Here is a 16,323-nt window from a genome sequence, read left to right on the forward strand (position 1 = left end):
TCCTTGCACAACGCCCGGTCCCATCTGCGGGTTCCCGGGTCCAGCGGATACAGTCACCGTTGCGCCAACTACGGGGACAGGAGAGGGTCATTACCGCCAACCGGCAGACGAGCTGGGGCCTCGCCGACGCCTTTGTCGCCGAGGACGAAGCTCTGCACCGGGCCCGGGAGCGGGCCCGCGAGCTGGGGCTGCGCTCGGTGTCCCCGGGCACCGGCGCCGCGCTGCGCCTGCTGGCCGGGGCCGCGGATGCCAAGGCTGTGGCGGAGATCGGCACGGGCACGGGCGTGTCCGGCATCTATCTGCTGCACGGAATGCGGCCGGACGGTGTGCTGACGACGGTGGACCCGGAACCCGAGCGCCAGCAGTTCGCCCGGGAGGCGTTCCGCGAGGCGGGCTTCGCCTCCAACCGGGCCCGTTTCATCCCCGGCCGCGCGCTGGACGTCCTGCCCCGGCTCGCGGACGGCGGTTACGACCTCGTCTTCTGCGACGGCGACCGGCTGGAGAGCCTCGACTGCCTCGCTGAATCGTTGCGCCTGCTGCGTCCGGGCGGTCTGGTCTGCTTCGAGGGCGTCTTCGCGGACGGCCGCACGGTCGACTCCGCCTCCCAGCCGGCCGAGGTGCTGCGGCTGCGGGAGCTGCTGCGCGCGGTGCGCGAGAGCCAGGAGCTGATGCCGACGCTGCTACCGGTCGGCGACGGGCTGCTCTGCGCGGTCCGGCGCTCCCGGACCCCGTAGAGCCTGAGGAAAAGCCTGAAGAGCGTGCAGACGCACCACTGCCCGGTACGGAATCCGTACCGGGCAGTGGTGCAGGTGATGGGCGTTCCGCGTCAGCCGACGACCTTCTTCAGCGCGTCGCCGAGGGCATCGGCCTCGTCCGGAGTCAGCTCGACAACAAGCCGACCGCCGCCTTCGAGCGGAACGCGCATGACGATGCCCCGCCCCTCCTTTGTCACCTCGAGCGGGCCGTCGCCCGTCCGCGGCTTCATGGCCGCCATGCTCGTTCCCCTTCCTGAAACCAGCTCATCGCAACCGGCGGCCCCATGACAGGCGCTGCCTCACCGGCATCGAACACATTGCTTCTTCACCATTATCCCGCATCAACGACCCCGATGACCAACATCGCTCTGCATCGCTTGCGCAACGCGCTCTCTCAAAACCACCCAATTCGGCGATCCGGCTGCGATACTGCGCCGCCCTGGACCCCCAGGTGAGAGCCAATTGTTAGACGCAGGTCACATCTACACCCCGCCCCGCGTCGGCCATGCTTGCCTCCAGTGGCAACGATGCCCGCGCAGTGAGGGGATGGACCGCAATGGCCGACGAGCCGGCGAACACCGTGCTGTACGACGTGAGCGAGGGTCTCGCGACGATCACGATCAACCGACCCGACGCGATGAACGCCATGAACACCGCGGCGAAGGTCGCGCTCCGGGACTCCCTGCGGGAGGCGGCCGCGGACCCGGCGGTACGGGCGGTTCTGCTCACGGCCACCGGGCGCGCCTTCTGCGTCGGCCAGGACCTCAAGGAGCACGTCGCCACGCTGGCGGCGACCCGTGAGTCGGGCGGCGGGAACGCGCTGAGCACCGTGCGGGAGCACTACAACCCGATCGTGCGGGCGATCACCGAGATGGCCAAGCCGGTGGTCGCCGGGGTGAACGGCGTCGCGGCCGGGGCCGGGTTCGGTTTCGCCCTGGCGGCCGACTACCGGGTGGTCGCCGACACGGCCTCCTTCAACACCTCCTTCGCGGGTGTCGCACTCACCGCGGACTCGGGCGTGTCCTGGACGCTGCCGCGGCTGATCGGCCCGAGCCGCGCCGCCGATCTGCTGTTCTTCCCGCGCTCGATCTCCGCGCAGGACGCCTTGGAGCTGGGCCTCGTCAACCGTGTGGTCCCGGCGGCCGAGCTGGCCGAGCGGGCCGCCGCGGTGGCCCGCACCCTGGCGGACGGCCCCACGGTGGCGTACGCGGCACTGAAGGAATCGATGGCGTACGGCGCCGGGCACACGCTCGCTGAGGCTCTGGAGAAGGAGGACGAACTCCAGACCCGGGCGGGCGCGTCGCAGGACCATGTCATCGCGGTGGAGGCGTTCCTCGCGAAGGAGACCCCCGTCTACCTGGGGAAGTAGCGGGTCACCCTACGGAGCTACGGGGGCACCACCGCGGGCCACGCAGTCCGCGAGGTGGTCGTCGACGAGGCCGCAGGCCTGCATCAGCGCGTAGGCGGTGGTCGGGCCGACGAAGCGGATCGAGCGCTTCTTCAGCTCCTTGGCGAGCGCGGTGGACTCCGGGGTGACGGCGGGCACGTCGCCCAGCCCGCGCGGGGCGGGCCGGACGGCCGGGTCGGGGGCGTAGGACCAGATCAGCTCGTCCAGCTCCCCGGCCGGCCAGTCGGCGAGCACCTTCGCGTTGTCGAGGGTGGCGTCGACCTTGGCCCGGTTGCGGATGATGCCCGGGTCGGCGAGGAGCCGCTCCCGGTCGGTGCCGGTGAACTTCGCGACCTCGGCGATGCGGAATCCGGCGAACGCCGTACGGAAGGTCTCGCGGCGGCGCAGGATCGTCAGCCAGGACAGGCCGGACTGGAACGCCTCCAGGCAGAGCCGCTCGAACAGGGCGTCGTCGCCGTGGACCGGGCGGCCCCACTCGGTGTCGTGGTAGGCGAGGTAGTCCTCGGTGGACAGGCCCCACGGGCAGCGCAGCCTGCCGTCGGGGGCGGCCACGGCTCCGCCGCTCATCGTGCGTCGTCCTCGCCGCGGGCCGGGCCGTGGCCCTGGTCGCCCGGCTCGGCGGGCCGGTCCCCCGGCTGCTTGAACAGGTCGGTCCCCGTCGTCACCGCGGACGCCTGCACCCCGGCCAGGGCGGACTCCAGCTCCGCGATCCGGGCGTCCCGCTCGGCCAGCTCCGCGCCGAGCCGGGACAGCGCCTCGTCGACGTCGGCCATCCGGTAGCCGCGGGCGGCCATCGGCAGGCGCAGCGCCTCGACGTCCGCCCGGCCGACCGGGCGGGTCGCGGGCAGGGGGTCGGTGAACCGCTCGGGGGTGACGTCCTGGAGCACGGGGCTCCCGCCACCGCCGACCACCGCGAGGGTGACCGCCGTGACGACCACGACCATCGTGAGCAGCAAGAACCAGAACACGCGCATCTCCCCGGGGGCGGAAACCTCGTCCGGCTCCGATCGTGCCATGCGGCACGGACAGTCGGGGCCGGACGTTAGGGTCGCAGGCGGGCTATCGAGGAGGAAACACGGGATGCGAAGCGGTGCACTCAGGCTGGGGCGGCGGGAATTCGGGCCGCACGAGCCGGTGATCATGGCGATCGTGAACCGGACCCCGGACTCCTTCTACGACCAGGGCGCCACGTTCCAGGACGAGCCGGCGCTCGCCCGGGTCGAGCAGGCGGTGGCCGAGGGCGCCGCGATCATCGACATCGGCGGGGTGAAGGCCGGCCCCGGCGAGGAGGTGAGCGCCGAGGAGGAGGCGCGCCGCACGGTCGGGTTCGTCGCCGAGGTCCGCCGTCGCCACCCGGATGTGGTGATCAGTGTGGACACCTGGCGGCACGATGTGGGCGAGGCGGTCTGCGAGGCCGGGGCGGACGTGCTGAACGACGCGTGGGGCGGGGTCGACCCGAAGCTGGCGGAGGTCGCCGCGCGGTACGGGGCGGGGCTCGTGTGCACGCACGCGGGGGGCGCGGAGCCGCGGACGCGGCCGCACCGGATCGCGTACGACGACGTCATGGCGGACATCCTGCGGGTGACGGTGGGGCTTGCGGAGCGGGCGGTGGAGCTCGGGGTGCGGGCGGACGGGATCATGATCGATCCGGGTCACGACTTCGGGAAGAACACCCGGCACTCTCTGGAGGCGACGCGTCGGCTTGAGGAGATGGCGGAGACGGGGTGGCCGGTGCTGGTCTCGCTGTCCAACAAGGACTTCGTGGGCGAGACGCTGGACCGGCCGGTGAAGGAGCGGGTCATCGGCACGCTGGCGACGACGGCGGTGTCGGCGTGGCTGGGGGCGCGGGTGTACCGGGTGCATGAGGTGGCGGAGACGCGGCAGGTCCTGGACATGGTGGCGTCGATCGCCGGGCACAGGCCTCCGGCGGTGGCGCGGCGGGGGCTGGCGTAGTTCTGCCGCCTGCCCGGCGGGCGGGGCCGGGGGCGCTGCCCCTGGGCCCCGCTCCTCAAGCGCCGGAGGGGCTGAGTGCGGCCGGACCGGCCGGAAAAGATGTCCTCAAACGCCGGACGGGCTGAAAATCACCGCCCGACCTCCTTCGTCACCAGGGTCACCGCTTCGTCCACGTCGTCCGTCACGTGGAACAGCAGCAGGTCCTTCTCCGAGGCCTTGCCCTGGGCCACCACCGTTTCGCGGAGCCAGTCGATCAGGCCGCCCCAGTAGGCGGTGCCGAAGAGGACGATCGGGAAGCGGGTGACCTTGCCGGTCTGGACGAGGGTGAGCGCCTCGAAGAGTTCGTCCAGGGTGCCGAGGCCGCCGGGCAGGACCACGAAGCCCTGTGCGTACTTCACGAACATCGTCTTGCGGACGAAGAAGTAGCGGAAGTTGACGCCGATGTCGACGTGCGGGTTCAGTCCCGACTCGAAGGGCAGCTCGATGCCGAGGCCGACCGAGACGCCCTTCGCCTCCCTGGCCCCCTTGTTGGCGGCCTCCATCGCGCCGGGGCCGCCGCCGGTGATCACCGCGAAGCCCGCGTCGACCAGCGCCTTGCCGATCCGGACGCCGGCCTCGTACTCCGGCGATCCGGCCGGGGTGCGGGCCGAGCCGAAGACGCTGATCGCGCTCGGCAGTTCGGCGAGCGCGCCGAAGCCCTCCACGAACTCCGACTGGATGCGCATCACCCGCCACGGGTCGGTGTGCACCCACTCGGAGTCGCCCTCGGAGTCCAGCAACCGCTGATCGGTCGTGCCGGGCTGGACCTGCTCCCTGCGGCGCAGTACCGGACCCAGCCACTGTTCCTCGGGGGCCACCGCGCCCTCGGGGACCTCCGCACCTTCAGGGATTCGTGCGTCCTCGGCGTTGCCCATGTTCCGCTCCCTCCACCGGCCTGTGTCGTCCTGGGCCGGGCTGTGTCGTGCTGCGTCCGGCCAGCGTAGATCGGCGGAGGTTACGTACGGGGGAATGCCGTGCGTCGGGCGGTCGGGCGCTCAGGCGGTCAGCCAGGAGCGGAGGCGGTCCTCGCAGTGGGTGATCTTCTCGACCACCACGTGCTCGTCGCGCTTGTGGGCGTAGATCGGGTCGCCGGGGCCGTAGTTCACCGCGGGGACGCCGAGGCCGCCGAAGCGGGAGACGTCCGTCCAGCCGAACTTGGGCCGGGCCGTGCCGCCGACCGCTTCCATGAACGCCTTGGCGGCGGGGTGGGAGAGGCCGGGCATGGCGGCGCCGGAGTGGTCGTCGATGACGATCTCGGCCACCCCGCAGTCGGCGAAGACCTCGCGGACGTGGGCGATGGCCTCCTCCTCTGTGCGGTCGGGGGCGTAGCGGTAGTTGACGACGACGGTGCAGGCGTCCGGGATGACGTTGGTGGCGACGCCGCCCTCGATGCCGACGGCGTTGAGCCCCTCGTGGTATTCGAGGCCGTCGATGACCGGGCGGCGGGGCTCGTACGCGGCCAGCTTCGCCAGGATCGGGGCGGCGGCGTGGACGGCGTTGGACCCCATCCAGCTGCGCGCGGAGTGCGCCCGCTCGCCCGCTGTACGCAGGTGGACCCGGAGCGTGCCCTGGCAGCCGCCCTCGACCTCGCCGTCGGAGGGCTCCAGGAGGACGGCGAAGTCTCCGGTCAGCCAGTCGGGGTGGGCGTCGGCGATGTGGCCGAGGCCGTTGAGGTCGGCGGCGACCTCTTCGTTGTCGTAGAAGATGAAGGTCAGGTCGCGGTTGGGCTCGGGGACCGTCGCGGCGATCCTGAGCTGCACGGCGACGCCGGCCTTCATGTCGGTGGTCCCGCAGCCCCAGAGGATGCCGTCCGCGTCGAGGCGGGAGGGGACGTTGCCGGCGATCGGCACGGTGTCGATGTGCCCGGCGAGGACGACGCGCTCGGCGCGGCCGAGATTCGTGCGGGCGACGACGTTGTTGCCGTGGCGGTCGACGGTCAGATGGGGCAGGGAGCGCAGCGCTGTCTCGATCGCGTCGGCGAGTGCCTTCTCCTCCCCGCTGACCGAGGGGAAGTCGACGAGCCGGGCGGTGAGCGCCGGGCCGTCCAGGGTCAGGTCAAGCGTGCTGTCGGACATGGCCACGACCCTAGAGGACGGGGCGTACGGGCATGGTCGTGACCCTGGAGTACGGGGCGTGGGGGCACGGTCATGACCCTGGAGTACGGGGCGTGGGGGCATGGTCACGCCCCTGGAGGGCCGGGGTATCGGCCCCCGGTCGTACCCTCCAGTACGGTGGGGCCCGTGCCCCGGACAGCCAGCCCCGCCCGCCGCCGTCGCAGCCGCCTTCTCCGCTACGCGGCCGCCTTCGCCGTGCTCGCCGCGCTGGGCGGTTATCTGGCCGTGCAGTACGACTCCTCCACCACCGAGTCCGCGCCGCGCTGTGTCGTGCGGGCCGCCGACGGGGACCACACCTACGAGATGAGCCTGCACCAGGCGGCGAACGCGGCGACGATCTCCGCCGTGGGGACCACCCGCGGGATGCCGGAGCGGGCGGTGACGATCGCGATCGCGACGGCGATCCAGGAGTCCACGCTCCGCAACATCGACTACGGGGACCGCGACTCGGTCGGCCTGTTCCAGCAGCGGCCCTCGCAGGGCTGGGGCACCGTGGCGCAGATCATGGACCCGGTGTACTCGTCCGGGGAGTTCTACGACCACCTCGCCGAGGTCCCGGGCTACTCGCGGCTGCCGCTGACCGTGGCGGCACAGCGCGTGCAGCGCAGCGGCTTCCCGCAGGCGTACGCGAAGCACGAGCCGGACGCCGCGCTGCTGGCCGCCGCGCTGACCGGTCGCGAGCCCGCCGCGCTGAACTGCACGCCGCCGAAGAGGACCGACGAGAGCCCGGGGGACGCGGCGCAGGTGCGGGCCGAGCTGATCCGCACCTTCGGCAAGGACGTCCTCCCGGCCACGAAGGCGGCGGGCGCGTCGGCGGCCGCCTCCGTGTCGGTGCCCGTACCGGCGACGGCCCGGGCGAAGGCGGAGGGCGCGCCGCAGCGCGGCTGGGAGCTGGCGCACTGGGCGGTGGCGCACTCCGAGGAGCTGCGGATCGAGCGCGTGAGCTATGCCGACCGGGTCTGGGACGCCGGTTCGGGCTGGCGGACGGAACGCACGAAGGACAAGGAACCGGACACGACAGCCGTCGGGATCCGGGTCGCTCAGTAGTACGGCCCGTCACCCGTTCGGACCCTTGAGGCTGCCGCTGCGGGCCCCCTGGACCGCCACTTCGGATTTTCGTTCATGCAGCACCGATTCCCTTGCCGCCCATGGGAAGTGACGGTTCATCGAACGGCTCCGGAATGCTTTGTTTGCCCGGGTTCCTCCGCTGCGGATTATCGGACGCATTACTCACTCTTTACCTTTGCCCGCCGCAACTTTCCCTCCCCTCCGACCTGTTGTCAGTGCGTCCGGCTCACCGGACCGAATCACTGACATCCCGTCGAAGGAGCACCATGTCCCTCCCCCTGACCCGTCGGATCGCTCGTACCGCGCTGCTGATCGCCGCAGGTGCAGCCCCCGTGGTCGGTGCGGCCGGCGCCGCAGGTGCCGCAGAGCTCCCGCAGGCCCCGGACCTCGGCGGTCTGACCGCGCTGGACGGTGCCAGCCTTGGCAACACCCTGGACAGCACCGCCCAGCAGGGCACCAAGGCGGCCGGTGACACCGGCGGCCGCCTCGTCGGCACCGCCCTTCCGGCCGCGGGCAGGACGGCCGGCCAGACCGCCAAGGTGGCCGCCCCCGCCGTCCAGGAGACCGCGGGCCAGACCGCGGGCAGCGCGGGCGAGGCCGTCGGCGGCGTCGCCGGTGCCGCCGGTGGCGGCCTGCCGACCGACGCCCTCGCGGGCGGTCTGCCCACCTCCGGTCTGCCGCTGAACGGTCTGCCGATCGGCTGACCCACCGCCGTACGGCATACATGCGAGAGGGCCCGGGGAGTGCGCACTCCCCGGGCCCTCTCGCACGTCCGCGTCAGGACAGGCGTACGTCCGCGTCAGGACAGGCGCTTGACCGCCGCAGCCACCCGCTCGTCGGTCGCGGTGAACGCGACCCGGACGAAGCGCTCGCCCGCCGGGCCGTAGAAGTCGCCGGGCGCCACCAGGATGCCCAGCTCCGCGAGGTACGCCACGGTCTCCCAGCACGGCTCGCCGCGGGTCGCCCAGAGGTAGAGGCTCGCCTCGCTGTGCTCGATCCGGAAGCCGTGCGCCTCCAGGGCGGCGCGCAGGGCCAGGCGCCGGTCCGCGTACCGGGCGCGCTGCTCGGCCACGTGCACGTCGTCACCGAGGGCGGCGACGGCGGCGGCCTGCACGGGGGCGGGCGTCATCATCCCGCCGTGCTTGCGGATCAGCAGCAGCTCACCGAGGACGGCCGCGTCGCCCGCGATGAACGCGGCCCGGTAGCCGGCCAGGTTGGAGCGCTTGGAGAGCGAGTGGACGGCGACGATCCCGTCGTAGTGACCGCCGCAGACGTCCGGGTGGAGCACCGAGACCGGCTCGGCGTCCCAGCCGAGCTCCAGGTAGCACTCGTCACTGAAGACCAGCACCCCGTGCTCGCGCGCCCACGCCACGATCCGGGTGAGCTCGTCCTTGGGGAGCACCTTCCCGGTCGGGTTGGAGGGCGAGTTGAGCCACAGGAGCTTCAGCCCCGCCGGGTCCAGCTCGGTCGGGTCGTCGTAGACGACGGGCTCCGCACCGCAGAGCCGGGCGCCGACCTCGTACGTCGGGTAGGCGAGCCGCGGGTAGGCGACCCTGTCGCCCGCGCCGAGCCCGAGCTGCGTCGGCAGCCACGCCACCAGCTCCTTGGAGCCGACGACCGGCAGCACGTTGGCATGGGTCACCCCGACCGCGCCGAGGCGCCCCTCCACCCAGCCGGTGAGCGCGTCGCGCAGGGCCTCGGTCCCCCACACCGTCGGATAGCCGGGGCTGTCGGCGGCGGCGGCGAGCGCCCGCTGGACCACCTCGGGCACCGGGTCCACCGGCGTACCGACGGAGAGGTCCACGATGCCGTCCGGGTGGGCCTGGGCCGTCGTCTTGTACGGCGTGAGCCTGTCCCAGGGGAAGACCGGGAGGCGGGAGGAGACTGCGGACACGGGTCTCTGCTTTCTCGGGTTCTCGGGCCGTTCCCGGCCGTACGGGGAAACGCCTCGGCCCCGCACGGTGACAAGCCGTACGGGACCGGGCTGCGCACTTGGTGCCGCTGCCGCCTACTGGTTCTGCGGCGGCAGTCCGGCGACGAACGCGTGGTCGCGCTCGATGAGACCCAGCTTCGAGGCACCACCCGGGGAGCCGAGGTCGTCGAAGAACTCGACGTTCGCCTTGTAGTAGTCCTTCCACTCCTCCGGAGTGTCGTCCTCGTAGAAGATGGCCTCGACCGGGCAGACCGGCTCACAGGCTCCGCAGTCGACGCACTCGTCCGGGTGGATGTACAAGGACCGCTGGCCCTCGTAGATGCAGTCGACGGGGCACTCTTCGATGCAGGCCTTGTCCTTCACGTCGACACAAGGCTGCGCGATGACGTAGGTCACGCTGTCGTTCCTCCTCGGTAGGGCGTTGGCTCTCGCGCGGGAGCGCGGCGTCGTCGATGCCCGCCCCTAGTATCTCCGTTCTCGGGCACGATCCGAACAGGAGGGGCGGACAGAGCTGTGGAATTCACCATGGGCGGACGGCTGGAAATCCGCATCACACCGGCTGACGTGGGCAAACGGGTCTCCGTCCGGCGGCGCCCCGAGGGGGACGGCGCAGGCGCGGAGTTCACGGACACGGTCGGTGTTCTCACATCATGGAACGACGGTGTGGTCTCGATCACACGAAAGAGCGGGGAGTCCGTCCACATCGTGGAATCGTCCCTGGTCGCGGGCAAGGTCGTGCCCGCCGCCCCGGCCCGCAGGCGGGGCCCGGCGGCCTCCTTCCGGGAGCTGGCCGCCGTCACCGCCCGCGCCTGGCAGCCGGTGGAGAGCGAACCCCTGGGCGAGTGGCGGCTGCGCGCCGCCGGAGGCTTCACCCGGCGCGCCAACTCCGCGCTGCCGCTCGGCGATCCGGGCCTGCCGCTCGGCGAGGCGTTCGGGCGGGTCGAGCGCTGGTACGAGGAGCGGGGCCTGCCCGCGTACATCCAGACGGCGACCGGGGCCGAGGGGACGCAGGAGACCCTCTGCGCGGAGCTGGAGCGGCACGGGTGGCGGCGCGAGGTCACGGCCGAGGTGCGGATCGCCGCGCTGGCGCCGGTCGGTGACCTGGACGCGGACGTCACGGCGGTGCGGCTGACCCGCGAGCCGGACGAGGCCTGGCTCTCCCGCTACCAGCGCTTCTCCACCCCCGGCCCCCATGTGCTGCGGGTACTGGGCAGCGGTCCCACCGTCTGGTTCGCCACGGTGGCGGGCGAGGCCGGCGGGGAGGCGCCCGCGGCGATCGGCCGGTGCGTGGTGGACGGGAGGTGGGCGGGGTTCATGGCCGTCGAGGTCGCCCCCGAGCACCGGCGGCGCGGGCTGGCCACCTCGGTGATGGCGGCCCTGGCCCGCCGGGCCCTGGACGAGGGCGCTTCGGCGGCCTGGCTCCAGGTGGAGGAGGACAATGAAGGGGCGCGGGCCCTGTACGACGGCATGGGCTTCGCGGCGCACCACCGCTACCACCACTTCCGGCCCGCCTGACGAGGCCCGGAGCGGGGAGCCGGGCGGGGGCAGGGCACGGCAGCAGGGACGAGCAGGGACATGGTTCGCATATGAGCGCGCAGGATTCCGGTACGGCCGACCGCCGACGGCAGTTCGCCGAGGAGGCCCGGTCCGAACGGCCGGATCTGGCACTGCTCTGTCTGCTGCTGGGCGCGGAGGCGGGCCCGGTCGGCCCCGACGAACCGCGCCCGGTCGAGCCGCACGAGGTCTCCCCCGACCCGTACGGGGTCGACGCGGCGCAGATCGAACTGGACCGGCTCGCCGGACTGCTGCCGTACGGCTCCCGCTCCCCCGCCGCGTGGGCCTCGGCGCTGTCGGAACTGCTGGGCGGGCGGTTCGAGTTCAGCGGCTCGTCGGCCGACTACCAGCGGCTGGAGTCCTCACTGCTCCAGCAGGTGCTGCGGCGTCGCCGGGGGCTGCCGATCCTGCTCTCGGTGGTCTGGATCGAGGTCGCCCGGCGGGCCGGCGCCCCGGTGTACGGGGTGGCGCTGCCCGGCCACTTCGTGGTCGGTTTCGGGGACCCCGCACAGCCGGTGCTCGTCGATCCGTTCGCCGGGGGCGCGCCGTTGACCGGTGAGGACGCCGATCTCCTGGTCGCCGGGGCGACGGGGGCACGGCTTGAGCCCTCCATGCTGACGCCCGCGCGGCCGCTGGAGATCGTGCTGCGCATCCTCAACAACATCAGGGCCTGGGCCACCGCCCGCCCCGAGCGCACGGATGTGGCCCTCTGGGCGGTGGAGCTCTCACTGCTCCTGCCCTCGCACCCGGCACGGCTGCGCTACGAACGGGCCCAGCTGCTGGTCCAGCGCGGGGAGTTCCAGCGCGGGGCGGCGGAGATGGAGGAGTACGCGGAGGTACTCGACACCATCGAGCCGACGACCGCCGAGTCGGTCCGCCGGAAGGCCCAGGCTGCCCGCGCCCTGCTGAACTGAAACGGCCCGCGCACCGCTGAACTACCCCGGAAACCGGCCGGATTCAGCCGTTCCGCCACCCGATGCGCTCCCGCTGTACATCCGAACGCCCCCATCCGCGCCCATCAGGCACGGGAATCCGCCAATTCGTCGGCATACCCGAATGCTCATGCGTTCCACTGGAGACCCGTCACCCGACGCGCACACACCATCGCATTCTGCGATACGCCTGTAGTGCGCGCGCCAGGAGAGAAATGCCGAGGGCAGCCTGATGACAACCGTTCTGCTGGTCCACACCGTGCCCCTGTGGCGCGCTTCGCTGGCCTCCCTGCTCGGTGCGGGGCAGGGAATAGAGGTACGGACCGCCGACCGGGGCGCGATACGTTCGGCGCTCGCCGGAACGGGGCCCGATGTGCTCCTCACCGACCTCGACTGTCCGGATGCCCTGGACGTCCTGGAGGAGGTGAGGTCGCTGGCCGGACCGCACGGCAGGCGCTGTCCGCTGGCCGTGCTCACCTGCAGCGACCGGCCGCGGGGGCTGCGCCGGGCCTATGAGGCGGGCGCCCGTGGCTATATCGACAAGTACCGCCCGGTGGACGATCTCTCCGAGGTCATGCACAAACTGGCCGACGGCGGGCGGCATATCGACGAGTCACTTGCCTTCAGCCTGTTGCAGGTGGCCGACATGCCCTTATCTCCCAGGGAATTGGGCGTGCTCGCCCTCGCCGAGGGCGGGGAAACCGTCTCGGGTATCGCGCAGCGGCTGCATCTGACCCCGGGGACGGTCCGCAATTACCTGGCCGCCGCCATTCGGAAATCCGGGGCGCGCAATCGGGTGGACGCCATCAGAAGAGCGAAGGAGGCGGGCTGGATTTGAGCCCGTTCTCGCGGGGCCGGCCGTCCGGTTCACCGTTCTCGCGGGGCTCTTCGTCCGGTTCCCAGAGTCCGGCCAGGTCCCGGTAGAGGGCCGAGGTGCGCAGCAGCTCCGCGGAGGTTCCGCAGCAGGTGCGGGGCCCGTCCATCACGAGGATCCGGTCGGCGCGCCGGGCCGAGCTGAGCCGGTGGGCGACGACCACCAGGGCGCCCGGCAGGGCGGCGAACGCGAGCTCGGCGCGGGTCTCGGCGGCCGGGTCGAGCCGGCTGGTGGCCTCGTCGAGGACGATGAGCGGCGGGGCGGCCACATAGGCGCGGCCGAGGGCGATGAGCTGGCGTTCACCCTGGGAGAGCCGGTCCGGTTCCAGGGGTGCGTCGAGGGAGCCGAGCCGGGAGAGCAGGGGGTCCAGGCCGAGCGCGTCGATCATGGCGGCGAGGTCGCGGTCGCCCGCGGCGGGACGGAGGTAGCAGAAGTTGTCCCGCAGCGAACCGGTGAACACGTAGGCGTGCTGGGGCAGCAGGACGCGTACGGCGGTGGCGTCGGCCGGGCGCACCGGCCGCCCGTGCCAGCGCACCGCGCCTGCCGTGGGCCGCTCCACCCCGGCGATGACGGCGGCGAGCGTCGACTTGCCGCTCCCGCTCGGCCCGACGACCGCGAGGTGCTCGCCGGGGGCGACGGTGAGCGAGAGCCGGTCCAGGACGGGGTGCGCGGCCGGTCCGTACGCGAAGGTGACCGCCCGGAGTTCGGCCACGGGCGCGGAGCCCCGTACAGGTGGCACGGAAGGCGGCCGGTCGTCGGCGGCGGGCGGTGGCGGCGCGTCCGTGAACCGGTCCAGGACCACCAGCAGGCGGCCGCCGACGGTGGAGAGCATGGTCATCAGCGCCTGGACGGCCGGGGCCAGCGCCTGGGTGAGGTAGGTGAGCGCGCCCACCAGCGCGCCGGGCGTGAGGCCGTCGCGCAGCAGCCAGGGGGCGCCGAGCAGCAGCAGGAGCGGCGGGAACCGGCCGCAGACCGCGAGCGCCACCACGCGTACGCCGGACCAGCGGGCCAGCGAACGGGCCGCGCGGACCTGGTCGTCGGCCAGGGCCCGGGACTCCGCCACCGTGCGGTCGGCGGCCCCGGCGGCGGCGATGTCCCGCAGATCGGCGGCGGCCTTGCCCGCGTGGGCGGCGTACGCCTCGTCGGCGGTGAGGTAGTCGCGCTGGCGGGCGGCCATCGGCAGCAGGGTGGCCAGGAACAGGGCGGCGCCCAGGATCAGCGGGGGCAGCACGATCAGCAGGAGCCTCGGCTCCAGGGCGAGCAGCCCGGCCACGGCCCCGGCCACCGTGAACACGAACGACCTGAGGGTCAGGACGAGTCCGGCCCAACCGTCCCGGGCGATCTCACTCTGATGAGTGACCTGGGAGAGGGAGCGGGCGGTGGTGCCGGCGGGGTGCGCGAGGGCGCCCGCGAGCGCCCGGGAGACCGCGCGCCGCACGAGCCCGTCGCGCAGCGGCTCCACCAGGTCGGCGAGGCGGCCGAAGACCCCGCGGGTGGCGAGCTGGGCGGGGAGCACGGCGACGGCGGCGACGGCCAGCCAGAGGAGGCCGGTGAGCGGGCGTCCGGCGAGGAAGCCGTGGTCGAGTGCCCGGGCCACGCCGTATCCGCCGAGGAAGGTCTGGACGAACTCCAGCAGGGACCAGCCGGCCAGCCGCAGCACGGTTCCGGTGCGGGCGCGGAGGAAGGGGCGGGCGTCCCGGGTGACCCGGGTGAGGGCGCCGTCGCGGCGGCTGTCCCCCTTGGCCGGTCGGGGTGGCGTCACCGGGCCTCCGCTCCCCGCATCGCTTCGGCCCGTGGCCGTGGTGGCGTCCCGGACGGGTCCGGCTCGTCCGGTGTGCCCTGTGCATCCGCCACATCGGCCACCTCCGCCACCTCCGTACGGAACACCGCCCGGTACTCCGGGTCCGCCCAGAGCTCCTCGTGCGGGCCCGTCGCCCGGACGCGGCCGTCCTCCAGCCAGAGGACCCGGTCAGCCCGCGCGGCCGAGGAGAGCCGGTGGGCCACGATCACGCGGGTGGAGCGCCCGGCCCGCTCGTCGAGTGCGCGCCGGACGTGGTGCTCGGTGACGGTGTCGAGGCCGGAGAGGGCGTCGTCCAGGATCAGCAGCCGCCCGGGGTGGGCGAACGCGCGGGCCAGGCCGAGGCGTTGGCGTTCGCCGCCGGAGAGCGGGGCGTCGGTGAGCGGGGTGGCGTAGCCGTACGGGAGGAGCCCGACGAACCCGTCGGCCCGGGCGGCCCGGGCCGCGTCGCGTACCGCCTCGGGCCCGGCGGTCCACGGTCCGAAGGCGATGGTGTCCTCGACCGTGGTGCCGGGCAGGGCGGGGCGGGCGAAGGCGTAGGCGACCTCGGGGCGCAGGAGGGCCGGGTCCATGGCGGTCAGGGGTACGCCGTCCAGCAGGACGGTTCCGGTGTCCGGGTCGAGGAGGCGTCCGGCGACCGCCGCGAAGACCGACTTGCCGGAGCCGGAGCGGCCCACGACGGCCAGGGACGTGCCGCCGGGGACGGTCAGGTGGACGCCGGTGAGCAGGGGCTGCCCGTCCTGTACGACGCCGACGTCCCGGAGTTCGAGGTGGCCGGGGCGGCCGGGGACCGGGCCGAGCCCCTCGTGCGGCAGCGGGTCCAGGGTGAGCAGCGGGTCCAGGGTGCGGGCGGCGGCGCGGCTGCGGGCCAGGGCGCCGAGCGCTCCGGTGAGGGCGCCGATGCCGACGGCGAGGCCCGCGTACCGGGAGGCGGCGACCAGGTCGCCGACGCCGATCGCGCCCGCGCCGAGCCGGAGTCCGGCGACGGCGAGGACCAGCAGCATGAGGAGCGGCAGCAGCAGGGCGCTCTGGCCGGCGGCACGCCCGTACACGGTCCAGGTGCGCCGGCCGTGGTCCGCCAGGGCGCCGAGCGGTTCGAGGATGCGGTGGTACTCGCGGGCTCCGGTGCGGGCGGCGCGGATGGTTTCGGCGCCGTCGAGGGCCTCGGTGAGGCGGTGGGCGATGACGGACTGGGCGCGCTGGTAGTCGGCTCCGGCGTCGGCGGTGCGGCGGGTGAAGGTGTGCAGGAGGGCGACGAGCAGGGGTGCGCCGAGGAGGAAGGCGGCCGCCGTCCAGGGGTCGATGAGGAAGAGGCCGGCGACCGCGCCGACCGGGAGCAGGACGCCCGCGACGGCCCCGGCGGCGGTGACCGGGGCGGCGGCCGCGTCGGCGGTGCGGGCGGTGAGCCGGGCGGTGAGGTCGCCGGTCGGTACGGCGAGGGCGCCGCGGGGTTCGGCCGCCAGGACCCGGGCGGTGGTGCTGGTGCGCAGATGGGCGGTGAGCCGGGCGGTGGTGCTGGTGCCGAGGACGGCCGCGCCCGCGTCGAACCAGGTCTCGGCGAGGGTCAGTGCGGCGCAGAGCAGCAGCCCGGACCAGGGCACGGGCCCGCCGTCGATGAGCCCGTCGACGGTGTGGCCGAGGGCGGCGGGCAGGGCGAGGGCGGCGAGCGCGCCGCCGGTGGAGCAGAGGAACAGGGCCAGGAGGGCGGCCGGGTGGCGCCGGGCGAGCCGCCGGGTGCCGGATGCCGCCGCGGGGCGGGGATTCAGCCGCACGTGGTCTTCCTTTCCGGACCCGCGTCGGTCGGTACGGACAGACGCCGCCGGTCCCGGGCGGACGAACCGCGCGGGACCGGCGGACGGGCCGCCCGGTCCGCCGGTTGGGTCACCGGCGGAACG

17 protein-coding genes are annotated in these 16,323 nt (G+C 73.4%); 8 read left to right on the forward strand and 9 right to left on the reverse strand.

All coding sequences use genetic code 11. From position 1 onward, the window contains the following. The first annotated feature begins 59 nt into the window (after nucleotides 1-59). A complete protein-coding gene (locus tag IE264_RS25345) occupies nucleotides 60-734 on the forward strand; it encodes an O-methyltransferase (protein ID WP_015611168.1) in 675 nt (224 codons plus the stop codon). 92 nt (nucleotides 735-826) lie between these two features. Here the strand turns inward: IE264_RS25345 and IE264_RS25350 are convergent, their stop codons facing one another. After that, the gene (locus tag IE264_RS25350; protein WP_003966491.1) at nucleotides 827-994 is read right to left on the reverse strand and encodes a DUF3117 domain-containing protein; all 168 of its coding nucleotides are present in this window, start codon (nucleotides 992-994) and stop codon (nucleotides 827-829) included. 317 nt (nucleotides 995-1,311) lie between these two features. On the opposite strand from IE264_RS25350, the gene chcB reads away from it, so the two are divergent. After that, on the forward strand, nucleotides 1,312-2,124 hold the full coding sequence (gene chcB / locus IE264_RS25355; RefSeq protein ID WP_032757824.1) for a 2-cyclohexenylcarbonyl CoA isomerase: 813 nt from the start codon (nucleotides 1,312-1,314) through the stop codon (nucleotides 2,122-2,124). Nucleotides 2,125-2,133: 9 nt separating this feature from the next. On the opposite strand, the gene IE264_RS25360 is transcribed toward chcB, so the two are convergent. Both IE264_RS25360 and IE264_RS25365 read right to left on the reverse strand, forming a co-directional pair. Further along, on the reverse strand, nucleotides 2,134-2,730 hold the full coding sequence (locus tag IE264_RS25360; RefSeq protein ID WP_032757823.1) for a DNA-3-methyladenine glycosylase I: 597 nt from the start codon (nucleotides 2,728-2,730) through the stop codon (nucleotides 2,134-2,136). Continuing rightward, complete coding sequence (locus IE264_RS25365) at nucleotides 2,727-3,179, reverse strand: cell division protein DivIVA (protein ID WP_051821857.1); 453 nt, start codon at nucleotides 3,177-3,179, stop codon at nucleotides 2,727-2,729. Before IE264_RS25365 ends, IE264_RS25360 begins: the two co-directional genes overlap by 4 nt. 64 nt (nucleotides 3,180-3,243) lie before the next feature. On the opposite strand from IE264_RS25365, the gene folP reads away from it, so the two are divergent. Further along, nucleotides 3,244-4,116 (forward strand): dihydropteroate synthase, encoded by an 873-nt coding sequence (folP, locus tag IE264_RS25370; RefSeq protein ID WP_015611164.1) that lies wholly within the window; start codon nucleotides 3,244-3,246, stop codon nucleotides 4,114-4,116. A 128-nt stretch (nucleotides 4,117-4,244) separates the two neighbouring features. Here folP and IE264_RS25375 read toward each other — a convergent pair whose 3' ends face one another. Both IE264_RS25375 and dapE read right to left on the reverse strand, forming a co-directional pair. After that, a complete protein-coding gene (locus IE264_RS25375) occupies nucleotides 4,245-5,030 on the reverse strand; it encodes an LOG family protein (protein WP_015611163.1) in 786 nt (261 codons plus the stop codon). Nucleotides 5,031-5,150: 120 nt separating this feature from the next. Beyond that, the gene (gene dapE / locus IE264_RS25380; RefSeq protein ID WP_032757821.1) at nucleotides 5,151-6,230 is read right to left on the reverse strand and encodes a succinyl-diaminopimelate desuccinylase; all 1,080 of its coding nucleotides are present in this window, start codon (nucleotides 6,228-6,230) and stop codon (nucleotides 5,151-5,153) included. A 165-nt stretch (nucleotides 6,231-6,395) separates the two neighbouring features. On the opposite strand from dapE, the gene IE264_RS25385 reads away from it, so the two are divergent. Beyond that, nucleotides 6,396-7,316 carry a hypothetical protein gene (locus IE264_RS25385; protein WP_180289091.1) on the forward strand — a complete coding sequence of 307 codons (921 nt, stop codon included), beginning with the start codon at nucleotides 6,396-6,398 and terminating at the stop codon, nucleotides 7,314-7,316. Nucleotides 7,317-7,603: 287 nt separating this feature from the next. Further along, nucleotides 7,604-8,041, forward strand: coding sequence for a hypothetical protein (locus IE264_RS25390; RefSeq protein WP_015611160.1), 438 nt, complete (start codon nucleotides 7,604-7,606; stop codon nucleotides 8,039-8,041). 95 nt (nucleotides 8,042-8,136) lie between these two features. On the opposite strand, the gene dapC is transcribed toward IE264_RS25390, so the two are convergent. Further along, the gene (gene dapC / locus IE264_RS25395; protein ID WP_032757820.1) at nucleotides 8,137-9,231 is read right to left on the reverse strand and encodes a succinyldiaminopimelate transaminase; all 1,095 of its coding nucleotides are present in this window, start codon (nucleotides 9,229-9,231) and stop codon (nucleotides 8,137-8,139) included. A 114-nt stretch (nucleotides 9,232-9,345) separates the two neighbouring features. Next, nucleotides 9,346-9,666: a ferredoxin gene (fdxA, locus tag IE264_RS25400; protein WP_003966501.1), complete on the reverse strand. Its 321-nt coding sequence runs from the start codon at nucleotides 9,664-9,666 to the stop codon at nucleotides 9,346-9,348. Between the two features lie 117 nt (nucleotides 9,667-9,783). Here fdxA and IE264_RS25405 point away from each other — a divergent pair, with 117 nt between their 5' ends. The 3 genes from IE264_RS25405 (at nucleotide 9,784) to IE264_RS25415 (ending at nucleotide 12,594) form a co-directional block, all read left to right on the forward strand. Next, nucleotides 9,784-10,785, forward strand: a complete 1,002-nt coding sequence (locus IE264_RS25405; RefSeq protein ID WP_032757819.1) for a GNAT family N-acetyltransferase — start codon at nucleotides 9,784-9,786, stop codon at nucleotides 10,783-10,785. 71 nt (nucleotides 10,786-10,856) lie between these two features. Then, nucleotides 10,857-11,738, forward strand: coding sequence for a transglutaminase-like protein (locus tag IE264_RS25410; protein WP_015611157.1), 882 nt, complete (start codon nucleotides 10,857-10,859; stop codon nucleotides 11,736-11,738). Nucleotides 11,739-11,988: 250 nt separating this feature from the next. Further along, nucleotides 11,989-12,594: a response regulator transcription factor gene (locus IE264_RS25415; RefSeq protein ID WP_015611156.1), complete on the forward strand. Its 606-nt coding sequence runs from the start codon at nucleotides 11,989-11,991 to the stop codon at nucleotides 12,592-12,594. Here the strand turns inward: IE264_RS25415 and IE264_RS25420 are convergent. Then, nucleotides 12,563-14,392 (reverse strand): ATP-binding cassette domain-containing protein, encoded by a 1,830-nt coding sequence (locus IE264_RS25420; RefSeq protein ID WP_032757818.1) that lies wholly within the window; start codon nucleotides 14,390-14,392, stop codon nucleotides 12,563-12,565. The two genes, IE264_RS25415 and IE264_RS25420, sit on opposite strands and share 32 nt — an antisense overlap. After that, on the reverse strand, nucleotides 14,389-16,200 hold the full coding sequence (locus IE264_RS25425; protein ID WP_032757817.1) for an ATP-binding cassette domain-containing protein: 1,812 nt from the start codon (nucleotides 16,198-16,200) through the stop codon (nucleotides 14,389-14,391). Before IE264_RS25425 ends, IE264_RS25420 begins: the two co-directional genes overlap by 4 nt. Between the last annotated feature and the right edge of the window lie 123 nt (nucleotides 16,201-16,323).

It is taken from the genome of Streptomyces microflavus, assembly GCF_014650075.1.
GTDB lineage: Bacteria > Actinomycetota > Actinomycetes > Streptomycetales > Streptomycetaceae > Streptomyces > Streptomyces microflavus.

Excerpts from the sequence above, each read along its gene's own strand:
- IE264_RS25365 (WP_051821857.1), bottom strand. The coding sequence starts at position 3,179 with ATGGCACGATCGGAGCCGGACGAGGTTTCCGCCCCCGGGGAGATGCGC.
- folP (WP_015611164.1), top strand. The coding sequence starts at position 3,244 with ATGCGAAGCGGTGCACTCAGGCTGGGGCGGCGGGAATTCGGGCCGCAC.
- IE264_RS25360 (WP_032757823.1), bottom strand. The coding sequence starts at position 2,730 with ATGAGCGGCGGAGCCGTGGCCGCCCCCGACGGCAGGCTGCGCTGCCCG.
- dapE (WP_032757821.1), bottom strand. The coding sequence starts at position 6,230 with ATGTCCGACAGCACGCTTGACCTGACCCTGGACGGCCCGGCGCTCACC.
- IE264_RS25390 (WP_015611160.1), top strand. The coding sequence starts at position 7,604 with ATGTCCCTCCCCCTGACCCGTCGGATCGCTCGTACCGCGCTGCTGATC.
- IE264_RS25415 (WP_015611156.1), top strand. The coding sequence starts at position 11,989 with ATGACAACCGTTCTGCTGGTCCACACCGTGCCCCTGTGGCGCGCTTCG.
- chcB (WP_032757824.1), top strand. The coding sequence starts at position 1,312 with ATGGCCGACGAGCCGGCGAACACCGTGCTGTACGACGTGAGCGAGGGT.
- IE264_RS25350 (WP_003966491.1), bottom strand. The coding sequence starts at position 994 with ATGGCGGCCATGAAGCCGCGGACGGGCGACGGCCCGCTCGAGGTGACA.
- IE264_RS25410 (WP_015611157.1), top strand. The coding sequence starts at position 10,857 with ATGAGCGCGCAGGATTCCGGTACGGCCGACCGCCGACGGCAGTTCGCC.
- IE264_RS25375 (WP_015611163.1), bottom strand. The coding sequence starts at position 5,030 with ATGGGCAACGCCGAGGACGCACGAATCCCTGAAGGTGCGGAGGTCCCC.